This is a genomic window from Corynebacterium sp. DNF00584, from assembly GCF_001552965.1.
Classification (GTDB): domain Bacteria; phylum Actinomycetota; class Actinomycetes; order Mycobacteriales; family Mycobacteriaceae; genus Corynebacterium; species Corynebacterium phoceense.
Genome location: NZ_KQ959749.1, coordinates 90,217 through 115,149, shown reverse-complemented (window position 1 = coordinate 115,149; position 24,933 = coordinate 90,217). Strand labels below are relative to the sequence as shown.

Below are 24,933 nucleotides of genomic sequence, written 5' to 3'. Positions count from 1 at the left end.
CCGGGACCTTTCGTCGACCAAGATTTACTTGCCGAGCTTACGACGCTGGACGCGGGTGCGGCGCAGCATCTTGCGGTGCTTCTTCTTGGACATGCGCTTGCGGCGCTTCTTGATAACAGAACCCATAACGGTTTCCTCACTTTCACGATCAGTACGTACTAGACCTGCCGGCGCCGCCTGGATTACTGGGCCGCGAAGGTGCACTCTTTGCGTCCACCGCCCGCTACCAGAACCGAAGTCCTTGAGACACAGGCGAAAGTCACAGGCATGCAGATGCCGACACGAATGGTCACCATCTTACCTACCGGCCCCAGTCCAACAAAAATGACCACCGGCAACGCAGACGCGACCGTCACTTTTTCTCACGGCGAGATTCAGCACCAGCACGCATGACAAAGGCGCCCACTGTGAGAGACAGTGGGCGCCTTCTGGCGACTAAAAATAACTCTAGGCTCCGTAGACGGAAGCCTCGAGGTACTCGTTGACGGCAGACTCGTGGACGCGGAAAGAGCGACCGACGCGAACTGCCGGCATTTCGCCAGCGTGAACCAAACGGTAGACCGTCATCTTCGAGACGCGCATGATTTCCGCGACCTCAGCGATGGTCAAGAAGGTTCCTTTATCTTCATTAGCCATAGTTGTATAACCCTTCAGCTCGTGGCGCGCTGCAAGGCTTCCCCTCCTGCAGGAGTACACGCACGTGCTTGTTCTAGCCTAGCGTGAAACCTGTGACTAATGCGACTCAATAGCCGATATTTTTCTCATTAGTTTCTCACGACAACTTCTTACCGGGCAGACGCATGTGTCACAGGCTTCCCTACACCCCCACGCGGGGGGGCTGTTCTTCGCGGCTGCACTAGCCCAATTCGGCCGCTCGGTTCGCGCAAGCCTCCGCGGCACGATAGAAGGCGCCTCGCAGGCCCGACTCTTCAAGCTCGCGGACGGCTGCGGCCGTCGTGCCGCCCGGCGAGGTGACGTTGGCGCGCAGCGTCGACGCCTCGGAGCCGGAGTTGATGAGCATCTCTCCGGAGCCGGCCAGGGCGTAGTTGACGAGCTTCGACGCCGTATCCCTCGGCACGCCGAGCGCGACGCCAGCGTCAATGAGGGCGTCGGCCACGAGGAAGAAGTAGGCGGGCGAGGAGCCCGACAGCGCCGTTGCGGCATCCATGTTCTTCTCCTCGACGATCGCGGTCTCCCCCACCGCATCCATGAGTTCGCGCACGAGGGCCAGCTGCTCGTCGCTCACGCGCGAACCCGGCGTCACGATGGACATGCCACGGCCCAACAGCATGGGCGTATTGGGCATGACGCGCACCACAGGGTTGGCGACGGCGGCCTCAAGGGCCTCCAGACGCACGCCCGCCGCCAGCGACACCACAACAGCGTCCTGCGGCAGCGCGTCCGCAATCTCCTTGGCGACGTCGACGATGGCGTAGGGCTTCACGCACAGGAAGACTACGTCGGCGTCTTTGACCGCCGCCGCGTTGTCGTCCGTCGTGGACACGCCGTAATGGTCTGCAAGCTCGGCGCGACGTTCGGCGCGGCGGTTAGTCACCGTCATGGCAGTCTCTCCCGACGCGGCGAGACCAGAGACGAGCGCCTCGCCAATCTGGCCGCCGCCAATGACGGTGACGGTGTGCTGGGCAGTGGAAGTTGATGCGTTCTCAGTCATGCTGCCACCCTATAGCGAAACCCCCGGGGCCGTACACATCGTGTCGGTCCCGGGGGTTAGCCGCGGCGGCGCTTCATGCCGTGACTTTATGCCGTGAGCAGCGCGCCGAACGTGAGCACCAGGCCCACGATGATGGACAAGACAATCGCCGCCTTGTCGCGATCCGTGCGCAGGGCGTGCACGACGCCTGCCATCGCGGCGGTCACAGCCACGGCGAGCGCGGCCACAAGGCCCTTGTTGAAGTTGGTCCACAGGATTTCGAAGCCCTTGTAGACCACGGCGCCCAGCACGATGCCCACGAGTGCGAGCAGGATGATGGACACGGGATTGAGCTTGCCGTCGTCCTCGGCATCCTCGTACTCGGCAGGATCGGCGTCCTCGGCATCATCCACTCGGTCGATTTCGGTGGTCGCAGCATCCTCGAGCTGCGCCGCCGGCTCGTCCTCGACCTTCTTGATGACGGTGGTATCCCCCGTCGACGGCGTAGACGCCGCCTTCACAGCATCGCGCTCGCGCTTCTCGGCGAGAATGCGGCGGTCTTCCTCAACCTTGGGATCCAGCGGTGCCTCGTCGATGGACGACGCAGCAGCCTTGTCCTCGGTCGCCTTCTTTTCGGCAGCCTTCTTCTTGGCTTCCTCCGCCTTCTTCGCGAATTCGGCCTTCTTCAGAGCTTCGATGCGCTCAGCTTCGGACTGCGCCGGAGCAGACTTCGCAGCGTCCGACTGTGCGGCATCGGACTGCGCGGCCTCAGGCTTGGGCGCCGGGATGACCGGAGCGGTCTCGTCAATGTCGACGTTCGAGTGCTTCGCCTGCGCCGGAGTAGCCTCGACCTTCTTGAGCGAGCCGGTGAGCTCGGCGACGGAAACGCCGCCTTCTTCCAGGCTGCGGCGGCGACGGCGCGGCTTGTCGCCGCCCGTGCGCTCCTGCTTGTTGCGGGCAAGGAGCTCCGCAACAGTCAATTGCTTCTCTTCAGCCATGTCTTACTAAACCAATTCTTTCTGAGGGTCTGCGCCGAGACCTTTGTCGAGACGTCTCAGGATAACACCCTCGCGCAGAGCCCAGGGACAAATCTCCAGTTGTTCCAAGCCTAGAGCGCGCATGGACGCTTCCGCTACTAAGGCACCGGCAACAATCTGGTGCGAGCGGTTGGAGCTAACACCTTCGAGGTCCGCGCGGTCCGCAGCTGTCATGCGCGAAATGAAGGAAATTAGCTGGCGCAGACCCGCAGCGGTAAGGGTTCGCTTGACGAAAGGCCCAGCTGAGGACGGTGCGGCGCCGGTAAGGCGGGCCAAGCTGCGGAAGGTCTTCGAGGTACCCACGGCTAGGCGCGCGGAGCCCACGGTCTTCATTGCCGCGGTGGGCTCGGCAAGCTCGGCGTCGATGTAGTCGCGCAAGGCGTTGACGTCCTTCTTGCTCGGCGGATCCGTCTCAAACCAGTTATGGGTCAAGCGGCCAGCACCCAGATCAAGGGAGAACGCCATGTCCGGCTCCTCGTCTGTGCCAGTGGACAGCTCCAGCGAGCCGCCGCCGATGTCGAGGTTGGTAATGCGGCCAGCAGACCAGCCGTACCAACGGCGCACGGCAAGGAAAGTAAGGCGCGCCTCGTCCTTGCCGGAGAGGATCTCCAGGCGGACGCCGGTTTCCTTCTCCACGTGGTCGAGAACTTTGGCGCTATTGGGCGCCGAGCGCACCGCAGACGTCGCAAATGGAATGAGCTCGTCGCAGCCCAGCTTCTTGCCGAGCTCGGAGGCTTCGGCCACCGAGTCCGTGAGCGCCTTGAGGCCCTTGTCATGGATATTGCCCTGCTTGTCGAGCTGCTCCACGAGGCGCAGAGGGGTCTTCCAGTCGCTCATCGGAGTTGGACGGCCGCCCAGTTTGGCGTCGACCGCCACGAGATGGACCGTGTTGCTTCCCACGTCTAATACACCTAATCGCACACATACAGAGTAATGGGTCTACCGTGGTTAAGTGTGAATCGCCCGAAAACAAAACCCGTGTATCTTGGCTTTCCTGCCACTTCACCTGCGGGAATATCGATTGCATCCGGTCGCGAAAAAGCCCCGGATTTTCCGCGCGAATGGTTTGAATTTACTGATCCGAACGATCCTGAGCACGTCTTTTCCATCGATCTCACGTGGCTCGAGTCCCATTACGCGTGCCAATTTGGCACCGAGCGCTGCCCCGGCATCGACTCCAACAATCCTGATGTCGGCTGCTGCGGGCATGGTGCCTACATGGCAGACGAGCAGGACCGCGACCAGCTTGCCGATGCCGTCTCGCGCATGCCCGCCACATATTGGCAGCGTCGCGAGGAGGTTACGGGCCGCACGCCCTCCGAAGAGATTGTGCTCGAGGGCGACGAGCTGGAGCCGTGGCTCATGTGGGACGAACTCGATGGTGACGATGGCGAGCCGGAGCCCGCGTTGAAGACCCCGGTCGTCGAGGGCGCCTGCATCTTCGCCAACCGCGCGGGCTGGGAGACCGGTGCCGGTTGCGCCCTCCACCAATGGGCGCTCGCCGAGGGCGAGGACCTCACCGTGGTCAAGCCGGAAGTGTGCTGGCAGCTGCCGCTACGCCGCTACGAGGACTACGAAGAGCGCCCCGACGGCGTGGAGATTCTCCGCACGCAGATCGGCGAATACGACCGCCGCGGCTGGGGCAACGGCGGCGAGGACTTCGACTGGTATTGCTCGACGGACCCCGCCTGCCACAACAACCCCGAGCCCATGTGGAAGTCCCAGAAGAACGAGCTCATAGCCCTCATGGGCGAGGACGCCTACGCGATCCTCGCCAAGCACTGTGCCAAACGCGCGGCCGCCGGGCTCGTCTCCGTGCACCCAGCCAGCGAGCGCTGGGTTTAAAGCTCGAATTTGTACCCGAGGCCGCGCACCGTGACGAGGTGCTCTGGGCGCGACGGCGTCGCCTCAATCTTGGATCGCAGGCGCTTGACGTGGACGTCGAGCGTCTTCGTGTCGCCCACGTAGTCCGCGCCCCAAATGCGGTCAATGAGCTGGCCACGGGTGAGTACGCGTCCGGCGTTGCGGAGCAGGTATTCGAGGAGATCAAACTCTTTGAGCGGCATGTTGACGGGCTCGCCCTCGACTGTCACGATGTGGCGCTCGACGTCCATGCGCACGCGGCCGCCTTCGAGGATCTGCTCCTCGAATTCTTCCTCGTCCTCGTGGTGGCGGACGTCGCCACGGCGCAGGACTGCGCGGATGCGAGCGATGAGCTCGCGGGAGGAGTAGGGCTTCGTCACGTAGTCGTCTGCGCCGAGCTCCAGACCCACGACCTTGTCGATTTCCGAGTCGCGCGCGGTGACCATGATGATGGGCACGCTGGACTGTGCGCGCAGCTCCTTGCACACGTCCGTGCCAGACATGCCGGGCAGCATGAGGTCGAGGAGCACGATGTCGATGTCCTCGGCCTCGAACTTGGCGAGCGCCTCAGGGCCGTCGTAGGCGATGACAGCCTCGAAGCCTTCCTTCCGCAGAAGAAAGGCGAGCGGATCCGCCAGGGATTCTTCGTCTTCAACGATGAGGATGGTAGTCATGTGCTTTACTCTCTAGTCCTTCCGGCGAGCGCTCACGCGCCCGGCGTTTCCGGCCGTCGCGGAAGCGACGCCGTGTCCATTATCCCCCGTCGAGGCCGTATCTGTCTCGCATACAGGGTGATGAACGGGCAGTTCAATGGTAAAAGTCGATCCCGTTCCCGGGCGCGACCACAATTTGATGTTGCCGCCGTGGTTCGCCACGACGTGTTTGACGATGGACAGGCCGAGACCCGTGCCGCCGGTCTGACGTGACCGCGCCTTGTCGACACGGAAGAAGCGCTCGAACACGCGCTTTTGGTCTTCCGGCGCAATGCCCACGCCGCGGTCCGTGACGCGGATGAGCACGATGTCCCCACCCACGACCTTCTGCGATACGGACACCGGCGCCGCCTCAGGCGAGTAGTTGATGGCGTTGGAGATGAGGTTGGTTACGGCCGTGACCAGCAGCGGCTTGTCAGCGAGTACCTCCACGCCGGTGTCCTCGCCGCGAAGGAGCTCGATGCCATGCGAGTCCGCTGTGAGCTGGTTGCGCGAAATAGCCTCGGAGACGATGTCGTCGACGCGGACCGGCTCCATTCTGGGCAGACGCTCGGCGCCCTGCAGCTTGGACAGCGCGATGAGCTCCTGGACCATGTTGCCCATGCGCGAGGCTTCCTTCTGGACGCGCTCGCCGAAATACTTAACGTGCTCCGGATCATCCGGGTCCTGCAGGAGTGCCTCGGCGAGCAAGCCGATGCCGCCCACCGGGGTCTTCAGCTCATGCGAGACGTTGGCCACGAAGTCGCGGCGCGCTGCCTCCATGCGCACCGACTCGGACTCGTCCGTGCCGTAGATGATGACAAAGCGAGCATCACTCGGAGTAAGCGGCTTGACCACAGCCTGCACCTGGGTGACGCGGTGGCCCGTGCGGCGCTTGCGGATGACAACGTCGAGACGGCGTTCCTCTCCGTCCTTGAAGACCTCCTGAGCCACCTTCCACACGTCCGGGTTGAGGACGCGATCGTGCACGAGCGACATGCTGTGCGCCGAGCTATTGGACAACACGACGTCGCCCGCCTGCGCCACGACGATAAGTCCCGTGGGCGATCCCTGCACGCCAAGGTGGAGCACCTGGCTGATGGTGGTGATCTGGTTCGGGGCGTCGACGACGCCTTGGCGCATGAGACGTGCGTTGACGAGACGCCACACCAGCTGCGCCAGCAGCGTCAAAATCACGCCTGCGACCAGGCCAAAAATAATATCCACTAGTACTGTGTAAGTTCGTTTCTCTTCTCCCGGCATTGAACGCCGGGGACACAAATATATCCCCAGGGAGTATAGGCCCCCTGGGGATAGTTCGCAGCGCGAGCTGTTATTTACTTGCCGCCCTGTGCCGCGACAGCGGCGGCGCCGGCAGCGGCTGCCTCCGGGTCGAGGTAGGTGCCGCCCGGGTTGACGACGGAGCCGTCTTCCGCGATTTCGTAGACCAGCGGGATGCCGGTCGGGATATTGAGACCCGCGATGTCATCATCCGAGATGTTGTCGAGGTGCTTGACCAGCGCGCGCAGGGAGTTGCCGTGTGCGGCGATGAGGACGGTCTCGCCCTTCTTGGCGCGCGGGAGGATTTCCGACTCGAAGTACGGGACGAAGCGCTCGACGACGTCCTTGAGGCACTCGGTACGCGGAACCTGGTCCAGATCCGCGTAACGCGGGTCGTTCGCCTGCGAGTACTCCGAGGAGTCCTCGAGCTCCGGCGGCGGGGTGCCGTAGGAGCGGCGCCATGCCATGAACTGCTCCTCACCGTACTTGTCCTTGGTCTCAGCCTTGTTCAGGCCCTGGAGAGCGCCGTAGTGACGCTCGTTGAGACGCCAGTCGCGGACGACCGGGATCCAGTGACGGTCCGCGGCGTTGAGAGCGATGTTGGCAGTGCGGATAGCACGGCGCAGCAGGGAGGTGTAGACGACCTCAGGCAGGATGCCCTGCTCGCGCAGCAGCTCGCCGCCGCGCTTGGCCTCGCCCTCGCCCTTGGCGGTGAGGTCAACGTCGACCCAACCAGTGAACTGGTTGGATTCGTTCCACTGGGACTGTCCGTGACGAAGAAGAATGAGTTTTCCGTTAGTCATGGTGTCCAGCATGCCAGGTTTTCCTGCGGCGCGCTTGTCTGATTGGTTACTCTTTTTACCCGACCAGACATCCTGTAACACACCTCACACCCAAAGGATTTCATGCCCCTTATCCGCATCTCCTCCGCGCACCTCGACACGAACGACCAGCCGTCGACCGCCATTGCCGCCTACGTGGAGGCCACCCGTGCACAATCCATTGCGCCACTGGCCACGATGACTTTGCGGTGAGCACTGACCACGCCGGGCCGCACGGTGCTCTCGCTGTGGACGCAGTTACCGATAAGCGAGAACTCGCTCGAGGAACATCCACGCGCACGCATCCTGCGCGCGGCAGGCTGCAACCTGGGGCTGGTGGAGCAAGCGTCGGAAGTGGGCATCGGCAAGCTGGGCACCCCGGCAGTCCCGGAGGGACTGCGCGCGGAATTCTTCACCGGAATTATGCCGCTGGGCGACCTCATCGATTCGTTCCTCGACATCGTGAAAATCGCGGACGTGGACGGCGTCGTCGCATTCACCGCGGCGAATGTCTACCCCGACCATCCCCACGCGATGGAGCAGGGCCCCACAGTCGCACACCGGCGCGCCCGCGGACGAAGTCGCGCAGCGCTATCCCGACATCGAGCGCGTGACGACGTATAACGCGCTGGACAACGCTCCCATGCTCGCCATCAATAACAAGCTGGGCTTGGTGCTGAAGTTCTATGAAACGAATTAGCTCAAGCGAATCTAGTAGCCCGTCGCCCGGCGCGCGTGACAGTCCGGGATCTGAATGCTCATGGCATCGGCATAGATGGCCTCGAGCTGCGTCGCGGCGGCGGCCCAGCTGAAATTCTGTGCATGATCGACGGCGGCCTCGCCCATCGCGATGCGTCGCTCATCGTTGTCGAGGAGCTGTTCCAGCGCGTCCGCCCAGGCCTCAGGGTCGTGGTTGTCCACGAGCAAGCCCGTCTCCCCGTCGTCCACGGCAATAGGCAGCCCGCCCACGCGCGCGGCGATGACGGGCGTGCCGGATGCCTGCGCTTCCACGGCGACGAGGCCGAAGGACTCGTTGTAGCTGGGCACCGCCACGATATCCGCGGCCTGATACACGGCGACGAGCTCGGCCGGCGGGCGCGGCGCAATGAAGCGGACATAACGCTCCACGCCCAGCTCACGGGCGAGGTTCTGGTAGGTCTCCGGCGTCGCGTTCGCGCCCGAGGGCCCGCCGCAGAAAATGACGCGGACGTTGCGGAACGGGTCGCGCTTGATGAGTTCCGCCGTGGCGCGCACGAGGACCTCGGGGCCCTTAAATTTCTGAAGGCGACCCACGAAGGCCACGACTTTCGTGTGCAGCGGGATACCCAATAAGCGGCGCGAGCGCTCCGTGTTGCGGTCCGTGCCGGGAGTAAAAAGCTCGGTGTCGGCACCGGGCGAGACGACGACGATGCGCTCCGGCGGGGCATCGTAATGCTCAATAAGGTCCTGAGTCTCCTGCGCCGTATTGACGACGAGGAGATCCGCGTTATCCACGATCTGCTGCTCGCAGATGCGGCGGGCCTCGGACTCCTGCGTGTCATCTGCCGTACGGTGCGCGTTCTTCACTGCGGCAAGCGTGTGCGCGGTATGAACGAGGGGGACCTCCCACAGGTCACGCAGCAGCCAGCCCACCTGGCCCGAGAGCCAGTAGTGCGAGTGGATAACGTCATAGTCCAAGTCGAAGCAGCGCGCGAAGGTAATCATGCCGCCGGCGAACGCGGCGAGCTGCGTGGGCAGCTCTTCTTTGCTCAAACCTTCGTAGGGACCCGCCACGATGTTGATGACATGCAGTCCCTCTTCGACCTCCACAATCTCGCCCTGTGAGGGCCGCGTGGCGAGGGTAAAGACGTCTACCTCGATGCCTCGGCGCGCAAGTTGGCGTGCGGTGTTGAGGACGTAGACATTCATGCCGCCCGCATCCCCGGATCCGGGCTGTTCCAGGGGCGAGGTGTGCATGGAGATCATCGCGATACGCATAGACGCCCATCCTAGCGCCGCGAGTCCGCCGAGCGTGCGCGTTATACTGGGTGGTCGCTAGAACCTACGCAACCGAAAGGTCATTTTATGTCGGCTTATGAGTCCAAAGCCTGGCTCCAGTACTACCCCGAGTGGACGCCGCATACCCTCGACTACGGCGACACAACGCTGTTGGACATCTACGACAACAACCTGGCCATCAATGCGGACAAGCCGGCCACCTACTTCTTCGGTAAGACCCAGACCTACACGGAGCTCGACCGTCAGGTGCGCCGCGCCGCCGCGGGCCTGCGTGCCTTCGGCGTCCGCGAGGGCGACCGCGTCGCCATCGTCGCCCCCAACGCCCCGCAGACCGTCGCCGCGTTCTACGCCGTCCTCAAGCTGGGCGCCACGGTCGTGCTCCACAACCCGCTCTACACCGCCCACGAGCTCGAGAGCCTCTTCCAGGATCACGGCGCCCGCGTCGCCATTTCCTGGGATAAGACGGCCTCCACGCTGGAGAAGCTGCGCGCCACCACCCCGCTGGAGACGGTCGTGTCCATCAACATGATCGACGCCATGCCCACGGTGCAGCGCCTCGCCCTGCGCACGCCGTTCCTCAAGTCAACGCGCGAGCAGCTCACTGGCGATGCCCCCAATACCGTCCCGTGGGACACGCTCATCGGCAACGCCATTGGCGGCGACGGCTCCGATGTGAAGTCGCCCGAGTCCATCACCAAGGACTCCATCGCGCTCATCCTCTACACCTCCGGCACGACCGGCAAGCCCAAGGGCGCGCAGCTTAGCCATGGCAACCTCTTCGCCAATATTCTGCAGGGCAAGGCATGGGTTCCGGGCCTGGGCGACCAGCCCGAGCGCATGCTCGCCGCGCTCCCCTTCTTCCACGCTTACGGCCTCACCATGAACCTGACCCTCGCTCAACTCATTGGCGGCGAGCTCGTGCTTCTACCCAAGCCGCAGATCCCGCTCATCATGGGGCTGATGAAGAAGCACACCCCCACCTGGATTCCGGGCGTGCCCACGCTCTACGAGCGCATCGTCGAAGCGGCGGAGAAGGATTCCGTGGAGATCAAGGGCGTGCGCGCGGCCTTCTCCGGCGCGTCTACTCTGCCGGTTCAGACCGTCGAAAAGTGGGAGGAGTACACCGCCGGCCGCCTCGTTGAGGGCTACGGCCTCACCGAGTGCTCGCCGATCATCGTGGGCAACCCCATGAGCGATGACCGCCGCCCTGGCTACGTGGGCATCCCCTTCCCCGATACCGACATCCGCATTGCGAACCCCGATAACCTCGACGAGACCATGCCGGACGGCCAGGAGGGCGAGGTCCTCGCCCGCGGCCCGCAGGTCTTCAAGGGCTACTTCAACAATGCTGAGGCTACCGATGCCGCCTTCCACGACGGGTGGTTCCGCACCGGCGACCTCGGCATCATGGAAGAGGATGGCTTCGTCCGCCTCGTGAGCCGCATCAAGGAAATCATCATCACCGGCGGCTTCAACGTCTACCCGGGCGAAGTCGAGGAAGTCCTGCGCACCCACCCGGCCATCGATGACGTCGCCGTGGTCGGCCGCCCGCGCTCCGACGGTTCCGAGGACGTCGTGGCCTGCATCGATCTGGCTGACGGAGCCGCACTCGACCCCGAAGGCCTCAAGGAATTCTGCCGTGAACGCCTCACCCGCTACAAGGTCCCGCGCACCTTCTACCACTTCGAGTCCCTGGCCAAGGATCAGATGGGCAAGATCCGCCGCCGTGAGGTTCAGGAGGACCTCATCAAGCGCCTCGAAGCCGAAAAGAAGTAGGACTAAGTCTGCACGAATAGGCCGCCCCAGCGCTCCGAATGCGCAAAGGCGGCTTTTTTCATAGCTATACTAATCGCAATAGATAGTTCACTTTAAGAAATAAAAGGGGATCGGTATGGGTGCCTATGAGTCCAAGGCCTGGCTGCAGTACTACGCAGACTGGACGCCGCACACGCTCGAGTACGACGACACCACGCTCATCGACAGCTACCGCGAGAACCTCGAGGCCCACGGCACGTGGCCGGCCACCTGGTTCTTCGGCCGCACGCAGACCTATGCCGAGCTCGACGCGCAGGTGCGCGCCGCCGCCGCGGGACTCAAGGCCCTCGGTATCCGCAAGGGTGACCGCGTAGCCATCGCGCTGCCCAACTGCCCGCAGCACATCGCGGCGTTTTACGCCATCCTCAAACTCGGCGCTGTCGTGGTCGAGCACAACCCGCTCTATACGGCACGCGAGCTCGAGGAGCTTTTCATCGATCACGGAGCCCGCGTCGTTATCGCGTGGGACAACCGCTCCGAGGTCTTCGAGGAACTGCGCGAGACCACGCAGCTGGAAACCATCGTCTCCGTGAACATGACGGACGCCATGCCACGCATGAAGGCGCTGTTGCTGCGCATTCCGCTCCCACCGATTGCGGAGAAGCGCGCACAGCTCACCTCGCCCGCCCCGAATACCGTGCCATGGTCCACCCTGACCAGCCCCGCAATGGGAGGCGACGGCCACGCCTTCATCGACGCCGAGGACGTAAGCAAGGATGACCCGGCCATCATCCTCTACACCTCCGGCACGACAGGCAAGCCCAAGGGCGCGATCCTCACGCACGGCAATATCGTGGCTAACACCAAGATGGGTGTCGCTTGGGTGCCTGGCCTGGGCGAGAACCGCGAACGCATGCTCGCGGCGCTGCCCATGTTCCATGCCTACGGTATGACGCTCATCGCGGCACTCGGGGTCGCCATCGGCGGCGAGCTCGTGCTCACCCCGGCGCCGAAGATGGATCTCATCATGGACATCATGAAGAAGCACACGCCCACCTGGATTCCGGGTGTGCCCACGCTGTACTCGAAGATCATCGCCACCGCGCATGAGAAGAACATCAGCATCCACGGCGTGCGCAATGCGCTCTCCGGTGCGGCCGCCCTGCCCACGGAGACCGTGAAAGAGTGGGAAGAGCTCACCGGCGGTCTCCTCGTCGAAGGCTATGGCCTCTCCGAGACCTCACCCGTCATCGTCGGTAACCCTATGAACAGCAACCGCCGCCCTGGCTACATCGGCCTGCCTTTCCCGGATACCGAGATTCGCATCGGCAACCCCGATAACCTCGACGAAACACAGCCCGACGGCACGCCCGGCGAGGTCCTCGTCCGCGGTCCGCAGGTCTTCACAGGCTACCTCAACAAGCCGGAGGCCACCGCCGAGTCCTTCCACGGCGACTGGTTCCGCACCGGCGACATGGGCATCATGGAAGAAGACGGCTTCATCCGCCTCGTGAGCCGCATCAAGGAGATCATCATCACCGGCGGCTTCAACGTCTACCCCGCCGAGGTCGAAGAAACCATGCTCGCCCACCCCGACGTCACAGACGTCGCCGTGGTCGGCCGCCCGCGCGACGATGGCTCCGAGGACGTCGTGGCCTGCGTCATCCTCCGCGACGGCGCCGCACTCGACCCTGAGGGCATGAAGGAATTCGCCCGCACGCGTCTCACCCGCTACAAAGTCCCGCGCACCTTCTACCACTTCGAGGAGCTCGCCAAGGACCAACTGGGCAAGATCCGCCGCCGCGAGGTCCAAGCCGACTTGCTCAAGCTGCTGGAGAAGAACGAGAAGTAGTGTGGACTTACCCGCGCGACGCACGCCGGTGATGATCCGAACCCTGTCGCCGGCGAGTGGACGCGTGAGTGTGCCGAGGTACGTCTCCCGCGGAAAGAGCGGTTCCGATAGCGCGGCATGTGCCATATCTGAAATCGTCTTTGAAGATCTTGCTCTAGGTTGCCCGCGCGTTAGGATACTTTCGTCCGACAACAAGAAAGGCGACGCGTGGAAAATCAACCCTGGCACCGGTTCTACGGTTCGTGGACGCCCGCATCCCTCGACTACGGCGACGCCACCTTGGTAAGCCAGCTCGCCGAGACCGTCGCCACCCACCCAGACCGCATCGCACTGCGCTACGTAGACCAGGTCGTCACCTACGCCTCGTTGGATCACGAGATCGATCGTCTCGCCGCAGCACTCGCTCAACTGGGCGTCAAGCCCGGCGCGTTCGTCGCTCTCGCGCTGCCCAACCGCCCCGAGCATGTCATCGCCTTCTACGCAGTACTCCGCCTCGGCGCGACCGTAGTCGAACACAACCCCCAGTTCACCGCGCATGAGCTCGCCCCCATGGTCGCCGACCACGGCGCACGTGTCGCCATCGCGGCGGGCCCCGCCGTGACCATCTTCCAGGATCTCGATGAGATCGAGCACGTCATCAACGTCGACGATGACTGGAATGAGTTCCTCTCCCGCGGCACTGAACTGCCGGAACGTGTCACCGTCACTAAAACTGACGTTGCACTCATCCTCTATACCTCGGGCACGACAGGCACGCCCAAGGGCGCCATGCTCACGCACGGCAACCTCGCGGCCAATGCCCTCCAGATGGCGGCGTGGCGCCTGCCCGAGGAGCACCCACAGGCGCTGGCCGTCCTGCCGCTCTTCCATTCCTACGGCCTCACCATGTCACTCACCGTCGGAATCCTCTCCGGCGCGACAATCACCTTGTTGCCCGCGCCACGGATGGAGTTCATTCTCTCCGCGCTATCTGCACACCCACCCACGTGGATGCCCGCCGTGCCGACCATCTATCAGCGCGTCATTAGCGCGGCGCCGCAGGCACACGGCATTAAGCAGGCCATCTCCGGCGCCGCCACGCTGCCCGCCGCGACCGTCGCCGAATGGGAAGAACTCACCGGCGGCATCCTCGTCGAAGGCTACGGGCTCACCGAGGCCGCACCCGTCATCGCCTGCAATCCCCTCAATGAACACCGTCGCGCCGGATGCATTGGCCTTCCGATGCCCGATACCGAGGTCCGCATCTCTCCGGAGTCCGGCGAACTCCTCGTCCGCGGGCCCCAGGTCTTCGCGGGCTACCTCCACAACGAGGAAGCCACGCGCGCCGCGTTCGAGGACGGCTGGCTACGCACGGGCGACGTCGCCACGCAGGACGCGGACGGCTTCCTCACTCTCCACGCGCGACTCAAGGAGACCATCATTACCGGCGGGTTCAACGTCTACCCCGCCGAGGTCGAGAACGTCCTCACCGCGCATCCCGCGCTTTCCGATGCCGCCGTCCTCGGCCGCGCACGCGAGGATGGGTCCGAAGACGTCGTCGCATGCATCATCATTAAAAATGACGGTGCACATTCCGCGCCCACCAATGACGAGTTGCGCGCGTGGTGCCACAGCATGCTCGCCCGCTACAAGGTGCCGCGATCTTTTGTGCGCGTCGACGATCTCGGCCGCGATGCCCTCGGCAAGCTGAGGCGCCGATCCGTCGCGGAGCGCTTTCTGTGATTCCGCCCAAATAAGACCGTCAGAAAACTGACGGCGCCCAAACCCCACCCACAATTCGGAATTGTGTACAGGATTCCAGAGTTGTGGTGGGGTTTGGGCGCGACGTTGAGGGGCTAGCCTTCAGCTCGCGGACGGCCCCGGAGCAAAGGTGTCACAGCCCAGGACTGAGTCAGGGGCGTTAGAAAAAGTGACGGTGCCCAGGATCAGCAGAACCCACCCACAACTCAGAGAATCTGACAGATTTCGGGAGTTACGGGTGGGTTATGCAGAGGTGAGCGGAGGCGCTTACTTGACTGCAGCCTCAACCTCAGCGAGGACGCCGTCCACGAGGCCCGACTTGAAGTCGGCCGGGGTGAACTCGCCGTCGGTCATGTCGGTGATGAGGTTGACCTCAACCTGGGCACGAATCTGGTGCATGGAGAAGTTCGCGACGGCTAGGCGCCATGCCTCGACGGCACGGACGCCACCGGAGAAGCCGTAGCCGATGAAGGCGACGGTCTTGCCCTGCCACTCAGCGATGGAGTCGAAGGCGTTCTTGAACGGGCCCGGCACGGAGTGGTTGTATTCCGGGGTGACGAAGATGAAGCCGTCGCAGGACGTGATGGCGTCGGCCCAAGCCTGAACGTTGGCGTTATCGTACTGACCGTTGGCCATGCCCGGGACGATGGCGGACTCGAGCAGCGGGACGTTGAAGGACTTGAGGTCGAGCAGGTCGTACTCGACGCCGGACTCGCGCTTGTCAGCGATCTCCTTGACCCAGTTCGCGATGGCCTCGCCGGAGCGGCCTTCGCGGATGGACCCCAGGATGATGCCAATCTTTGCCATATTTCTAAAGCCTTTCAGCACTTTTAACCTGCACAAATGCGCAGTTTCTAACTTGAATCCTTAAGTCTACCCCTCATGGTCGGGTTGCGCACACGACAACTAAGTTTCTAAAGATTTCCTGAAAGTTGAGTAAAACCTCACGTTTTGGGCCGTCATAGCTAGAAAGTTACGGAGCAGTAGTCTACGGTAGCGTAATTGCGATTTGTTTGTTGTTGCTAACAATCCTTTTATCGCGCACGATCCCCGAGAATCACAGAGGTTTCCTTACATGCCGCTTTCGTCGTTGACACCGCTCAACTCCATGCAGCGCCCCGCCCTCCTCTTCGCAGGCCAGGGTTCCGCATGGCAGGCGTCGCTTGCCCAGGCCACCACGGCCCCGCACGTTGCCACGCGCTTGCGCGAGCTTCTCACTGCCGCCCGCGCCACCGCCGCTCCCATCGCCCGCCAGATCGCCTCGACCTGCCCGGGCGTTTTCGATCGCCTAGAGGAGCTCCTCGCTGGCGACGCAACGGTCAAGCCGGTGGACGTCTTCCCGGCGTACTCCATTCCCGGCATCGTCCTCGGCCAGATTGCAGCCATCGAGCACCTCGAGCAGCTGGGACTCAAGCCAGAACTCGCCGCCGGCCACTCCCAGGGCTCCCTCGGCGTGCTCGCGCTCAAGGATCCGCAGGAAGCCCTGACTCTTGCCATCCTGATGGGGACGGCGGCATCGGCAAGCCATGGCGGCTCGGACGCACGCTCGCACATGCTGGCTGTGCGGGGCCTGTCCCGCGAATTCATCGAAGCCAATATCGCGGGCGATGCCGCCATCGCCGTCATCAATGGCCGCCGCGCGTTCGTGCTCGCTGGCGCGCCGGAGGACCTCCAAGCAACGCAGTCCGCGCTCGAGGCCGCCGCCCAGGCCTTCAACGACAACTTGGAAGAGCGTCCGGTGGGTGGCGACGAACTCGTCGCGACCTTCAACGAGCTGCCGGTAGCACTGCCCTTCCACCACACCTGCCTGCGTGACGCGGCCAAGCTCACCGAAGAGTGGGCGAAGAACTGCGGCATCAATGACCATGCGCTGGCCCGCGCCATCCTCGTCGAGCCGCACGATTGGCCCGCACAGGTCCGCGCCCTCGACGCGGATTACTTCCTCTCCCTGGATCCCTCCCTCACTCGCCTCACCACTCCCCTTATCGCCGGCTCCGGCGCCGCCGTCGTCGAGGTTGCGTCCCCTGCGCAGCGTGACGCGCTGGCCACGCCGGGCAACTCCCTGCCGGAAGCGGTGAACTACGCCGACTTCGCTCCCCGCCTCGTCCGCCTGCCGGACGGCCAGGAGTATACGCAGACCCGTTTCTCGGATCTCACGGGCCTGTCCCCCATCATGCTTGGCGGCATGACGCCGACCTCTGCCGACGGCGAGATCGTCGCCGCGGCCGCCAACGCCGGTTACTGGACGGAGATGGCCGGTGGCGGCATGTACTCCGACGAGGTCTTCACCAAGCACCGTGAAGTCATGGAGTCGAGACTCAAGCCGGGCCGCACCGCCCAGTTCAACACCATGTTCTTCGACCGCTTCCTGTGGAACCTGCAGTTCGGCCAGACCCGCATCGTGCCCAAGGCCCGCGCGGCCGGCGCTCCGTTCAACGGCGTGTGTGTGTCCGCCGGTATCCCGGAGGTCGACGAGGCCACCGAGCTCCTCGCACAGCTACACGAGGACGGCTTCCCCTTCATCTCTTTCAAGCCGGGCACCGCGAAGCAGATTCGCGACGTGCTCAAGATCGCCGCCGCGAACCCGGAGGATCAGATCATCATCCAGGTCGAGGACGGCCACGCTGGCGGCCACCACTCGTGGGTCAACCTCGACGACATGCTGCTCGAGACCTACGCCGAGGTCCGCCTGCACCCCAACGTCTACCTCGCCGTGGGCGGCGGCATCTACTCCCCGGAGCGCGCCGCGACCTACCTCACCGGCTCCTGGGCTTCCCAATATGATGTGCCCGCCATGCCTGTCGATGCCGTCTTCATCGGCACCGTCGCCATGGCCACCAAGGAGGCCAAGGCCACGGACTCCGTCAAGGAACTCCTCGTCAACACCCCGGGCATTGGCTACGACACGAACGGCGGCTGGGTTGGCCGCGGCACCGGCACTCACGGTGTGGCTTCCTCCCAATCCCACCTGCTCGCGGACATCCACGACCTGGACAACTTCTTCGCCGCGGCATCGCGTCTCATCACGTCTCTGCCGCTCGAAGAGTACGACGCCCGTCGCGACGACATCATCGCGGCGCTGAACAAGACGTCCAAGCCCTACTTCGGCGACGTCGAGACCATGACGTATGCGCAGTGGCTGAACCGCTTCGTCGAGCTGGCGCACCCCTTCGTCGACCCGACGTGGGACGACCGCTTCTTCGACCTTCTTCACCGCATCGAGGCCCGCCTCAACGACGCCGACCACGGCGAGATTGAGACCCTCTTCCCTTCCATCGAGGAGATCGCGGATGCCCCGGCCGCCGCGGCAAAGCTACTCGCGGCGTACCCGTCCGCTTTCGAGACGACAGTCTCCCCGCGCGACGCCGCATGGTGGATTTCGCTGCACTACAAGCACGTAAAACCCATGCCGTGGGTCCCCGCCATCGATGGCGACCTCAAGGTCTGGTTCGGCAAGGACACCCTGTGGCAGGCCCAGGACGAGCGCTACACCGCGGACCAGGTCCGCATCATCCCGGGGCCCGTCGCCGTGGCCGGCATCACGAAGAAGAACGAGCCGGTCGCTGACCTGCTCGGTCGCTTCGAAAAGGCTGCCACGGACGAACTGCGTTCGTCCGAACACAAACCGGAAGAGATCTTCGCTCGTCTCCACGCCGCTAAGACCGCCGAGGACTACATCCTCCATGCGCCGACCATCCAGTGGCACGGCCACCTCATGGCCAACCCAGCCTACGAAATGGACAACGACGCCTTTGACCTCATTCAGGACGAGAACGGCAACTGGGAAATCCGTATCAACGCGGACTCCTACTGGGACGACCTGAAGCCCGACGATCGTCCGTTCTACGTCGAACACGTCTCCGTACCGCTCGACCTCCCGGCGGACGTGTCCACCGGCGGTTCCCCGGTCGTCTCCGACGAGCGCCTGCCCAAGGCCGTCTTCGAGCTCCTCGAGGGTCTCGCTGGTGTCGGCTCCACCGCCGAACAGGGCGACGCCATTGAGAAGATGCCGGTCATCGAAGAAGGCTCTGTTTCAGAGGACGCTCCCTTCGGCGTCGCGCACTACTCTTTCACCCTGCCGGCTTCCCTGCTGCAGGCCCACACCAACGTCACTGGCGCCGCTCTCGACGGCGAGTCCCCGGTAGGAACGCCGGATGTGTTGGTCGGCCCATGCTGGCCCGCCATTTACACCGCGCTCGGCTCCGGCCAGCTCGCCGATGGCTACCCGGTCATCGAGGGCCTGCTCAACGCGGTGCACCTCGACCACGTCGTCGACGTCAAGCTGCCGCTTGACGAATTAGCGGATGGTCGCACCATCGACGTCACCTCCAAGTGCACCGCCATCGACGAGTCCGTCTCCGGCCGTATCGTCACCGTCGAACTCGAACTGCGCGACCATGACACCCAGGACGTCGTCGCTACGCAGATGCAGCGCTTCGCCATCCGCGGCCGCGCCACTGGCACCGCGATGCCGGTCCCGGCTCCGGAGTGGGGCGGCGGCGCGGCGTACGCCGCGCGAGCAGTGGTGTCCACGCCGCGCTCCTTCGTGGATCGTGAGACCGTCACCGCGCCGCACGACATGACTCCGTTCGCGCTGGTCTCCGGCGACTACAACCCCATTCACACCTCCTACAACGCGGCGCAGCTGGTCAACCTGCAGGCGCCGCTCGTCCACGGCATGTGGCTGTCGGCCACCGCGCAGCACCTCGCCGCGCGCCACGGCGAGGTCGTGGGCTGGACCTACTCCATGTACGGCATGGTCCAGCTCGATGACGAGGTCGAAATCACCGTCGAGCGCGTGGGCCGCAAGGGCATCCACGCCGCGCTCGAGGTCACCTGCCGCATCGGCGGCGAAGTCGTCTCTCGCGGCCAGGCGCTGCTCGCAGCACCGAAGACCGCCTACGTCTACCCGGGCCAGGGCATCCAGACCGTCGGCATGGGTCGCAGCGACCGCGACGCGTCCCCGGCCGCCCGCGAAATCTGGCGTCGCGCGGACCGTCACACCCGCGACAACCTTGGCTTCAGCATCCAGTGCATCATCGACGAGAACCCCACGACCGTCAAAGTCAAGGGCGTCGAGTTCCGCCACCCGAACGGCGTGTTGCACCTCACCCAGTTCACGCAGGTGGCCCTCGCCGTCGTCGCCTACGCCCAGACCGAGCGCCTGCGCGAGAACGACGCGCTGGCACCAACCAGTTTCTACGCGGGCCACTCCCTGGGCGAGTACACCGCCTTGGCTTCGCTCGCGAACATCTTTGAGCTCGAGGGGGTTATCGACGTCGTCTACTCCCGCGGCTCCGCCATGGGCTCTCTCGTCGAGCGCGACGCGGAGGGTAACTCCAACTACGCCATGGCCGCGCTACGCCCCAACATGATGGGCATTTCCGGCGACGAGGTCGACGCCTGGGTCAACGCGCTCAGCGAAGAGACCGGCGAATTCCTCGAAATCGTCAACTACAACATCAAGGGTCAGCAGTACTCTGTGGCCGGCACCAAGGCCGGTCTCAAGGAGTTGGTCCGCCGCGCAAATGCCATCACGCCGCGCGCCGCCGTCATGGTCCCGGGCATCGACGTCCCGTTCCACTCCCGCGTCCTGCGCGACGGTGTTCCGGCCTTCGCTCAGAAGCTCGACGAGCTGCTCCCGCAGGAATTCGATCTGTCGAAGCTCGTGGGCCGCTACATCCCGAACCTTGTGGCCCGTCCGTTCGAACTCACCCAGGACTTCGTCGACGCGGTCGCGCCGCTCGCCCCGTCCGGCAAGCTCGACGGCCTCAAGGTCGAGGACATGGACGAGCAAAAACTCGCCCGTCTCCTCGTCATCGAGTTGCTGTCTTGGCAGTTCGCTTCCCCGGTCCGCTGGATCGAGACGCAGGACTTCCTCTTCGACCACGTCGAGCAGATCGTCGAGGTCGGCCTCGCTGCCTCCCCGACGCTGGCCACCATGGCGAAGCGCTCCATGGCCGTCGCCGGAGTCGACGTGCCCGTCTTCAACGTCGAGCGCGACCAGGACCAGGTCATGCTGCAGGACGTCCAGGCCGCCCCGGTCGAGGAGGCCCCGGAGCCTGAGCTTTCCGATGCCCCCTCGGCTGAGCCCGAGCCCGCCGCCCCTGAGCCCCAGGCTGCTGCGCCGGCTCCCGCTCCTTCCGCCGGCGGCTCCGCCGCCGACGCGCCGGAGCTGCCCTTCGGCCCGGCACAGGCCATCGACGTGCTCTTCGCGTTCCAGAACAAGATTCGCGTCGACCAGATCACCAACTCAGACACCATCGAGGAGCTCACCAACGGCGTGTCCTCGCGTCGTAACCAGCTGCTCATGGACATGTCTGCGGAGCTGGGCGTGCCGGCCATCGACGGCGCCGCCGACGCAGACGTGAAATCCCTGCGCGAGAAGGTCACCGCCGCCGCCCCGGGCTACGCCCCGTTCGGTTCCGTCCTGGGCGAGGCCGTGCAGGGACGCCTGCGCCAGATTCTCGGCGCCGCTGGCCTCAAGCCCGCCTTCGTCGGCGAGCGCGTCACCGGCGCGTGGGGTCTGCCGGCCTCCTGGACCGCCCACGTCGAGGCTGAGATTCTCCTCGGCTCCCGCGAGGAAGACTCCGTGCGCGGCGGCTCACTGGGCACCGTTCCGTCTGCGGCGACCTCCAAGTCCGCTGCCAACGACCTCGTCGACGCCGCCATCCACGCGGTCGCGTCGAATAACGGCGTGAGCGTTTCGCTCACCTCCGGCGGTTCCGCTGCTGGCGGCGTGGTCGATTCCGCCGCGCTCGACGCCTACGCGGATACCGTCACCGGCGAAAACGGCGTGCTCGCCACGGCCGCACGCCAAGTCCTCACGCAGCTGGGTCTCATGGACGAGCCGGAGGCCTTCGAGGCTCCGGACACCACGGTCATCGACACCGTCGAGGCCGAGCTCGGATCCGGCTGGGTCAAGTCCGTGACCCCGTCCTTCGACGCGGACAAGGCCGTCCTCTTCGATGACGCCTGGGCTATCGCGCGTGAGCAGCTCACCCGCGTGGCACTGGGCGAGGTAGACACCCCGGCGCGCTACTTCCGTGGCACCGGCGCCACCATTGCGGCCCAGGCCACCTGGTGGGCGGCCAACGGCGGCCAGGGCGATCTCAAGGCCATCGCGAAGGAGGCGGAAACGAAGTTCGAGGGCGAATTCGCCGGCGAGGTCGCGCTCGTCACCGGCGCGGCGCCGGGCTCGATTGCCACCGCACTTGTCGAGCGCCTGCTCGAAGGCGGCGCCACCGTCATCATGACGGCGTCTCGCGTCTCCCAGGCCCGCAAGGAATTCGCGCGCAAGCTTTACGCCGCGCACGGAGCCGCGGGCTCCGCGCTCTGGCTCGTTCCGGCCAACCTCTCGAGCTACCGCGACATCGACGCGCTCATCGAGTGGATCGGCAACGAACAACGCGAATCCGTGGGCAACGAGGTGAAGATCCTCAAACCCGCGCTCACACCGACGCTCGCCTTCCCGTTCGCCGCACCGTCTGTCTCCGGCTCGCTGGCCGACGCCGGTGCGTCCACCGAGCAGCAGGCACGCCTGCTTCTCTGGTCCGTCGAGCGCACCATTGCAGGTCTCTCCGAGTTGTCGCGCCGCGACGGAGGAGCGGCGCGCACCCACATCGTGCTGCCGGGTTCCCCGAACCGCGGTATGTTCGGCGGCGACGGCGCGTACGGCGAGGTCAAGGCCGCGCTCGACGCCATCCTCGCCAAGTGGCACGCCGAAGCCGGTTGGCCCGCTGGCGTCACCCTGGCCCAAGCCAAGATCGGCTGGGTCGCGGGCACGCACCTCATGGGCGGCAACGACGGCCTTGTGCCTGCGGCCGAGAAGGCCGGCATCCACGTGTGGTCGCCGGAGGAAATCTCCTCCGAGATTATGGGTCTCGCATCCGTTGAAAACCGGGCGCGAGCTTGCGAGCGCCCGCTCGAAGCCGACCTCACCGGTGGCCTCGAGGGCGTGTCCCTCAAGGAGCTCGCGGCCCAGGCTGAGGCTCCGGCCGCCGAGCCGGAGGTTGAGGAAACGCCAGTCATTAAGGCCCTGCCCAACACGGTGAGCCCGGTGCAGCCGGGCGGCCTTGAGGGCATCGGCAGCATCAGCACCGACCTGGACGACGTGGTCGTCATCGCTGGTATCGGTGAGGTGAGCTCCTGGGGCTCCGGCCGTACCCGTTTCGAGGCCGAGTTTGGCATGCAGCGCGACGGCTCCGCCGAGCTCACCGCCGCGGGCGTGCTGGAGCTGGCATGGATGACGGGTCTGGTCCACTGGGCCGAGGATCCGCACCCGGGCTGGTTCGACGCCGAGGGCACCGAGATCGCCGAGGAAGAGATTTACGACCGCTTCCGCGACGAGGTCGTCGCCCGTGCCGGCGTGCGCACCCTGACGGACAAGTACCACCTCGTTGACCAGGGTTCTATCGACCTCACCACGGTCTTCCTTGACCGTGACATCACATTCACCGTCGCCACCGAGGCCGAGGCCAACGACATCGCCGAGGCGGATCCGGAGTTCACCCAGATCCGCGAGGCCGACGGCGAGTGGGAGGTCACCCGCTTGAAGGGTGCGACCGCCAAGGTCCCGCGCAAGGCCACGCTCACCCGCACGGTCGCGGCCCAGATGCCGGACGACTTCGACGCTTCTCAGTGGGGCATCCCAGACCACATGCTCGACGCGCTCGACCGCATGGCGGTGTGGAACCTCGTCACCGCCGTCGACGCGTTCACGCAGGCGGGCTTCTCACCCGCGGAGCTGCTCCAATCCATCCACCCGGGCCAGATTGCCACGACGCAGGGCACCGGAATTGGCGGCATGGAGTCCCTCCACAAGGTTTTCGTGGCCCGCTTCCTCGGCGAGGAGCGTCCGTCCGACATCCTGCAGGAAGCCCTGCCGAACGTCATCGCGGCGCACACCATGCAGTCCCTCGTTGGCGGCTACGGCTCGATGATTCATCCCATCGGTGCCTGTGCCACCGCGGCCGTCTCCATCGAGGAGGCCGTGGACAAGATCACGCTGGGCAAGGCCGACCTCGTGGTCGCTGGCGGTATCGATGACGTCCAGGTCGAATCCCTCCAGGGCTTCGGTGACATGAACGCCACCGCTGAAACGGCCACGATGACCGCCAAGGGCATCGATGACCGCTTCATCTCCCGCGCCAACGACCGTCGCCGCGGCGGCTTCCTCGAGGGCGAGGGCGGCGGCACCGTTCTCATGGTGCGTGGCTCGCTCGCCGCGGACCTGGGCCTTCCGGTCCTCGCCGTGGTCGCCCACGCCGCTTCCTACGGCGACGGCGCCCACACCTCCATTCCGGCTCCGGGCCTCGGCGCCCTGGGCGCAGGTCGTGGCCGCGAGAACTCCCCGCTGGCCAAGGGTCTGCGCGGCCTGGGCCTGACCCCGAACGACGTGACGGTCCTGTCCAAGCACGACACCTCCACCAACGCCAACGACCCGAACGAATCCGAGCTGCACTCCATCCTGTGGCCAGCCGTGGGCCGCGACGCGGATGAGCCGATGTTCGTCATCTCCCAGAAGACGCTCACGGGTCACTCCAAGGCGGGTGCCGCGCTCTTCCAGACCGGCGGTCTCATCGACGTCTTCCGCACCGGCCGCGTTCCCGCGAACGTGTCCCTGGACTGCGTCGATCCGCTTATCGCGCCGAAGGCGAAGAACCTCGTGTGGCTGCGCTCCCCGCTCGACCTGGGGGCCGCTGGCCGCCCGGTCAAGGCCGCGGCACTCACCTCGCTGGGCTTCGGCCACGTCGGTGCCCTCATTGTCTACGCCCACCCGGGCGTGTTCGAAGAGGCCATCAAGCAGCAGCGCGGTGCTGCCGATGCCGCCGCCTGGCGCGAGCGCGCCGAGGCACGCCTGGCCGCAGGCCACGCGCACTTCGAGGCCGGCATGCTCGGCCGCGCGCCACTCTTCGAGGTCATCGACGGCCGCCGCCTGCCGCACGCCGACGCCAAGGTGATGATTGACGGCTACGGCCTCGTCGACGCCGACAAGGCCGCGGAAATCTCCATGCTCCTCGACGCCGATGCGCGCCTGGGCGCAAACGGGGAGTTCCCGGGTGCGTAGTCGTTAACTAACTGGCTGGCCAGACCAGCCAGTAGTAGATAGAGCTCAGGCCCGCTTCCTGAAAGGGGAAGCGGGCCTGAGCTTTTGTAGCCGCCACCGAATCGGCCACTACGTTTCAGCTAACGCTCGACCAACTTTTGCTTCTCAACTCCGTTAATCTTTTCCACTCATCCA

17 protein-coding genes are annotated in these 24,933 nt (G+C 64.9%); 7 read left to right on the top strand and 10 right to left on the bottom strand.

Going from position 1 to position 24,933, the window contains the following annotated elements; translation table 11 throughout:
• Positions 1-24: 24 nt before the first annotated feature.
• The 5 genes from HMPREF0307_RS12555 to HMPREF0307_RS06355 all read right to left on the bottom strand — a co-directional run bounded on the left by HMPREF0307_RS12555 (position 25) and on the right by HMPREF0307_RS06355 (position 3,609).
• Positions 25-126: a 30S ribosomal protein bS22 gene (locus HMPREF0307_RS12555; protein ID WP_003855542.1), complete on the bottom strand. Its 102-nt coding sequence runs from the start codon at positions 124-126 to the stop codon at positions 25-27.
• A gap of 321 nt (positions 127-447) precedes the next feature.
• Positions 448-636 carry a helix-turn-helix domain-containing protein gene (locus HMPREF0307_RS06370; protein WP_005527601.1) on the bottom strand — a complete coding sequence of 63 codons (189 nt, stop codon included), beginning with the start codon at positions 634-636 and terminating at the stop codon, positions 448-450.
• A gap of 220 nt (positions 637-856) precedes the next feature.
• A complete protein-coding gene (gene proC / locus HMPREF0307_RS06365) occupies positions 857-1,672 on the bottom strand; it encodes a pyrroline-5-carboxylate reductase (RefSeq protein ID WP_066489642.1) in 816 nt (271 codons plus the stop codon).
• An 86-nt stretch (positions 1,673-1,758) separates the two neighbouring features.
• Positions 1,759-2,649, bottom strand: coding sequence for a hypothetical protein (locus HMPREF0307_RS06360; protein WP_066489640.1), 891 nt, complete (start codon positions 2,647-2,649; stop codon positions 1,759-1,761).
• A 6-nt stretch (positions 2,650-2,655) separates the two neighbouring features.
• Positions 2,656-3,609 carry a Ppx/GppA family phosphatase gene (locus HMPREF0307_RS06355; protein WP_077210017.1) on the bottom strand — a complete coding sequence of 318 codons (954 nt, stop codon included), beginning with the start codon at positions 3,607-3,609 and terminating at the stop codon, positions 2,656-2,658.
• A gap of 33 nt (positions 3,610-3,642) precedes the next feature.
• On the opposite strand from HMPREF0307_RS06355, the gene HMPREF0307_RS06350 reads away from it, so the two are divergent.
• The gene (locus tag HMPREF0307_RS06350) at positions 3,643-4,533 is read left to right on the top strand and encodes a DUF3109 family protein (RefSeq protein ID WP_141628522.1); all 891 of its coding nucleotides are present in this window, start codon (positions 3,643-3,645) and stop codon (positions 4,531-4,533) included.
• Here HMPREF0307_RS06350 and HMPREF0307_RS06345 read toward each other — a convergent pair.
• The 3 genes from HMPREF0307_RS06345 to HMPREF0307_RS06335 form a co-directional block, all read right to left on the bottom strand.
• A complete protein-coding gene (locus HMPREF0307_RS06345; RefSeq protein WP_066489632.1) occupies positions 4,530-5,225 on the bottom strand; it encodes a response regulator transcription factor in 696 nt (231 codons plus the stop codon). The genes HMPREF0307_RS06350 and HMPREF0307_RS06345 overlap by 4 nt on opposite strands.
• 12 nt (positions 5,226-5,237) lie before the next feature.
• Positions 5,238-6,470: a sensor histidine kinase gene (locus HMPREF0307_RS06340; RefSeq protein WP_369799429.1), complete on the bottom strand. Its 1,233-nt coding sequence runs from the start codon at positions 6,468-6,470 to the stop codon at positions 5,238-5,240.
• Between the two features lie 110 nt (positions 6,471-6,580).
• Positions 6,581-7,327, bottom strand: a complete 747-nt coding sequence (locus HMPREF0307_RS06335; RefSeq protein WP_066490385.1) for a phosphoglyceromutase — start codon at positions 7,325-7,327, stop codon at positions 6,581-6,583.
• Between the two features lie 102 nt (positions 7,328-7,429).
• On the opposite strand from HMPREF0307_RS06335, the gene HMPREF0307_RS13440 reads away from it, so the two are divergent.
• Together HMPREF0307_RS13440 and HMPREF0307_RS06330 are read left to right on the top strand one after the other, a co-directional pair.
• Positions 7,430-7,558 (top strand): hypothetical protein, encoded by a 129-nt coding sequence (locus tag HMPREF0307_RS13440; RefSeq protein WP_255356869.1) that lies wholly within the window; start codon positions 7,430-7,432, stop codon positions 7,556-7,558.
• 24 nt (positions 7,559-7,582) lie between these two features.
• Complete coding sequence (locus tag HMPREF0307_RS06330) at positions 7,583-7,969, top strand: hypothetical protein (RefSeq protein WP_066489627.1); 387 nt, start codon at positions 7,583-7,585, stop codon at positions 7,967-7,969.
• An 87-nt stretch (positions 7,970-8,056) separates the two neighbouring features.
• Here HMPREF0307_RS06330 and mshA read toward each other — a convergent pair whose 3' ends face one another.
• The gene (gene mshA / locus HMPREF0307_RS06325; protein WP_066489618.1) at positions 8,057-9,322 is read right to left on the bottom strand and encodes a D-inositol-3-phosphate glycosyltransferase; all 1,266 of its coding nucleotides are present in this window, start codon (positions 9,320-9,322) and stop codon (positions 8,057-8,059) included.
• An 87-nt stretch (positions 9,323-9,409) separates the two neighbouring features.
• Here mshA and HMPREF0307_RS06320 point away from each other — a divergent pair, with 87 nt between their 5' ends.
• From HMPREF0307_RS06320 to HMPREF0307_RS06310, 3 genes are all read left to right on the top strand, one after another.
• Positions 9,410-11,119: a long-chain-fatty-acid--CoA ligase gene (locus tag HMPREF0307_RS06320; RefSeq protein ID WP_066489616.1), complete on the top strand. Its 1,710-nt coding sequence runs from the start codon at positions 9,410-9,412 to the stop codon at positions 11,117-11,119.
• Between the two features lie 115 nt (positions 11,120-11,234).
• On the top strand, positions 11,235-12,950 hold the full coding sequence (locus tag HMPREF0307_RS06315) for a long-chain-fatty-acid--CoA ligase (RefSeq protein WP_066489614.1): 1,716 nt from the start codon (positions 11,235-11,237) through the stop codon (positions 12,948-12,950).
• A gap of 207 nt (positions 12,951-13,157) precedes the next feature.
• A complete protein-coding gene (locus tag HMPREF0307_RS06310; RefSeq protein WP_066489612.1) occupies positions 13,158-14,672 on the top strand; it encodes an AMP-binding protein in 1,515 nt (504 codons plus the stop codon).
• A gap of 285 nt (positions 14,673-14,957) precedes the next feature.
• Here the strand turns inward: HMPREF0307_RS06310 and HMPREF0307_RS06305 are convergent, their stop codons facing one another.
• Entirely contained in the window at positions 14,958-15,497 is a 540-nt protein-coding gene (locus tag HMPREF0307_RS06305; RefSeq protein ID WP_066489606.1) for an NADPH-dependent FMN reductase, read from the bottom strand.
• A 268-nt stretch (positions 15,498-15,765) separates the two neighbouring features.
• On the opposite strand from HMPREF0307_RS06305, the gene HMPREF0307_RS06300 reads away from it, so the two are divergent.
• Complete coding sequence (locus tag HMPREF0307_RS06300) at positions 15,766-24,759, top strand: type I polyketide synthase (protein ID WP_066489603.1); 8,994 nt, start codon at positions 15,766-15,768, stop codon at positions 24,757-24,759.
• The last annotated feature ends 174 nt before the right edge of the window (positions 24,760-24,933 follow it).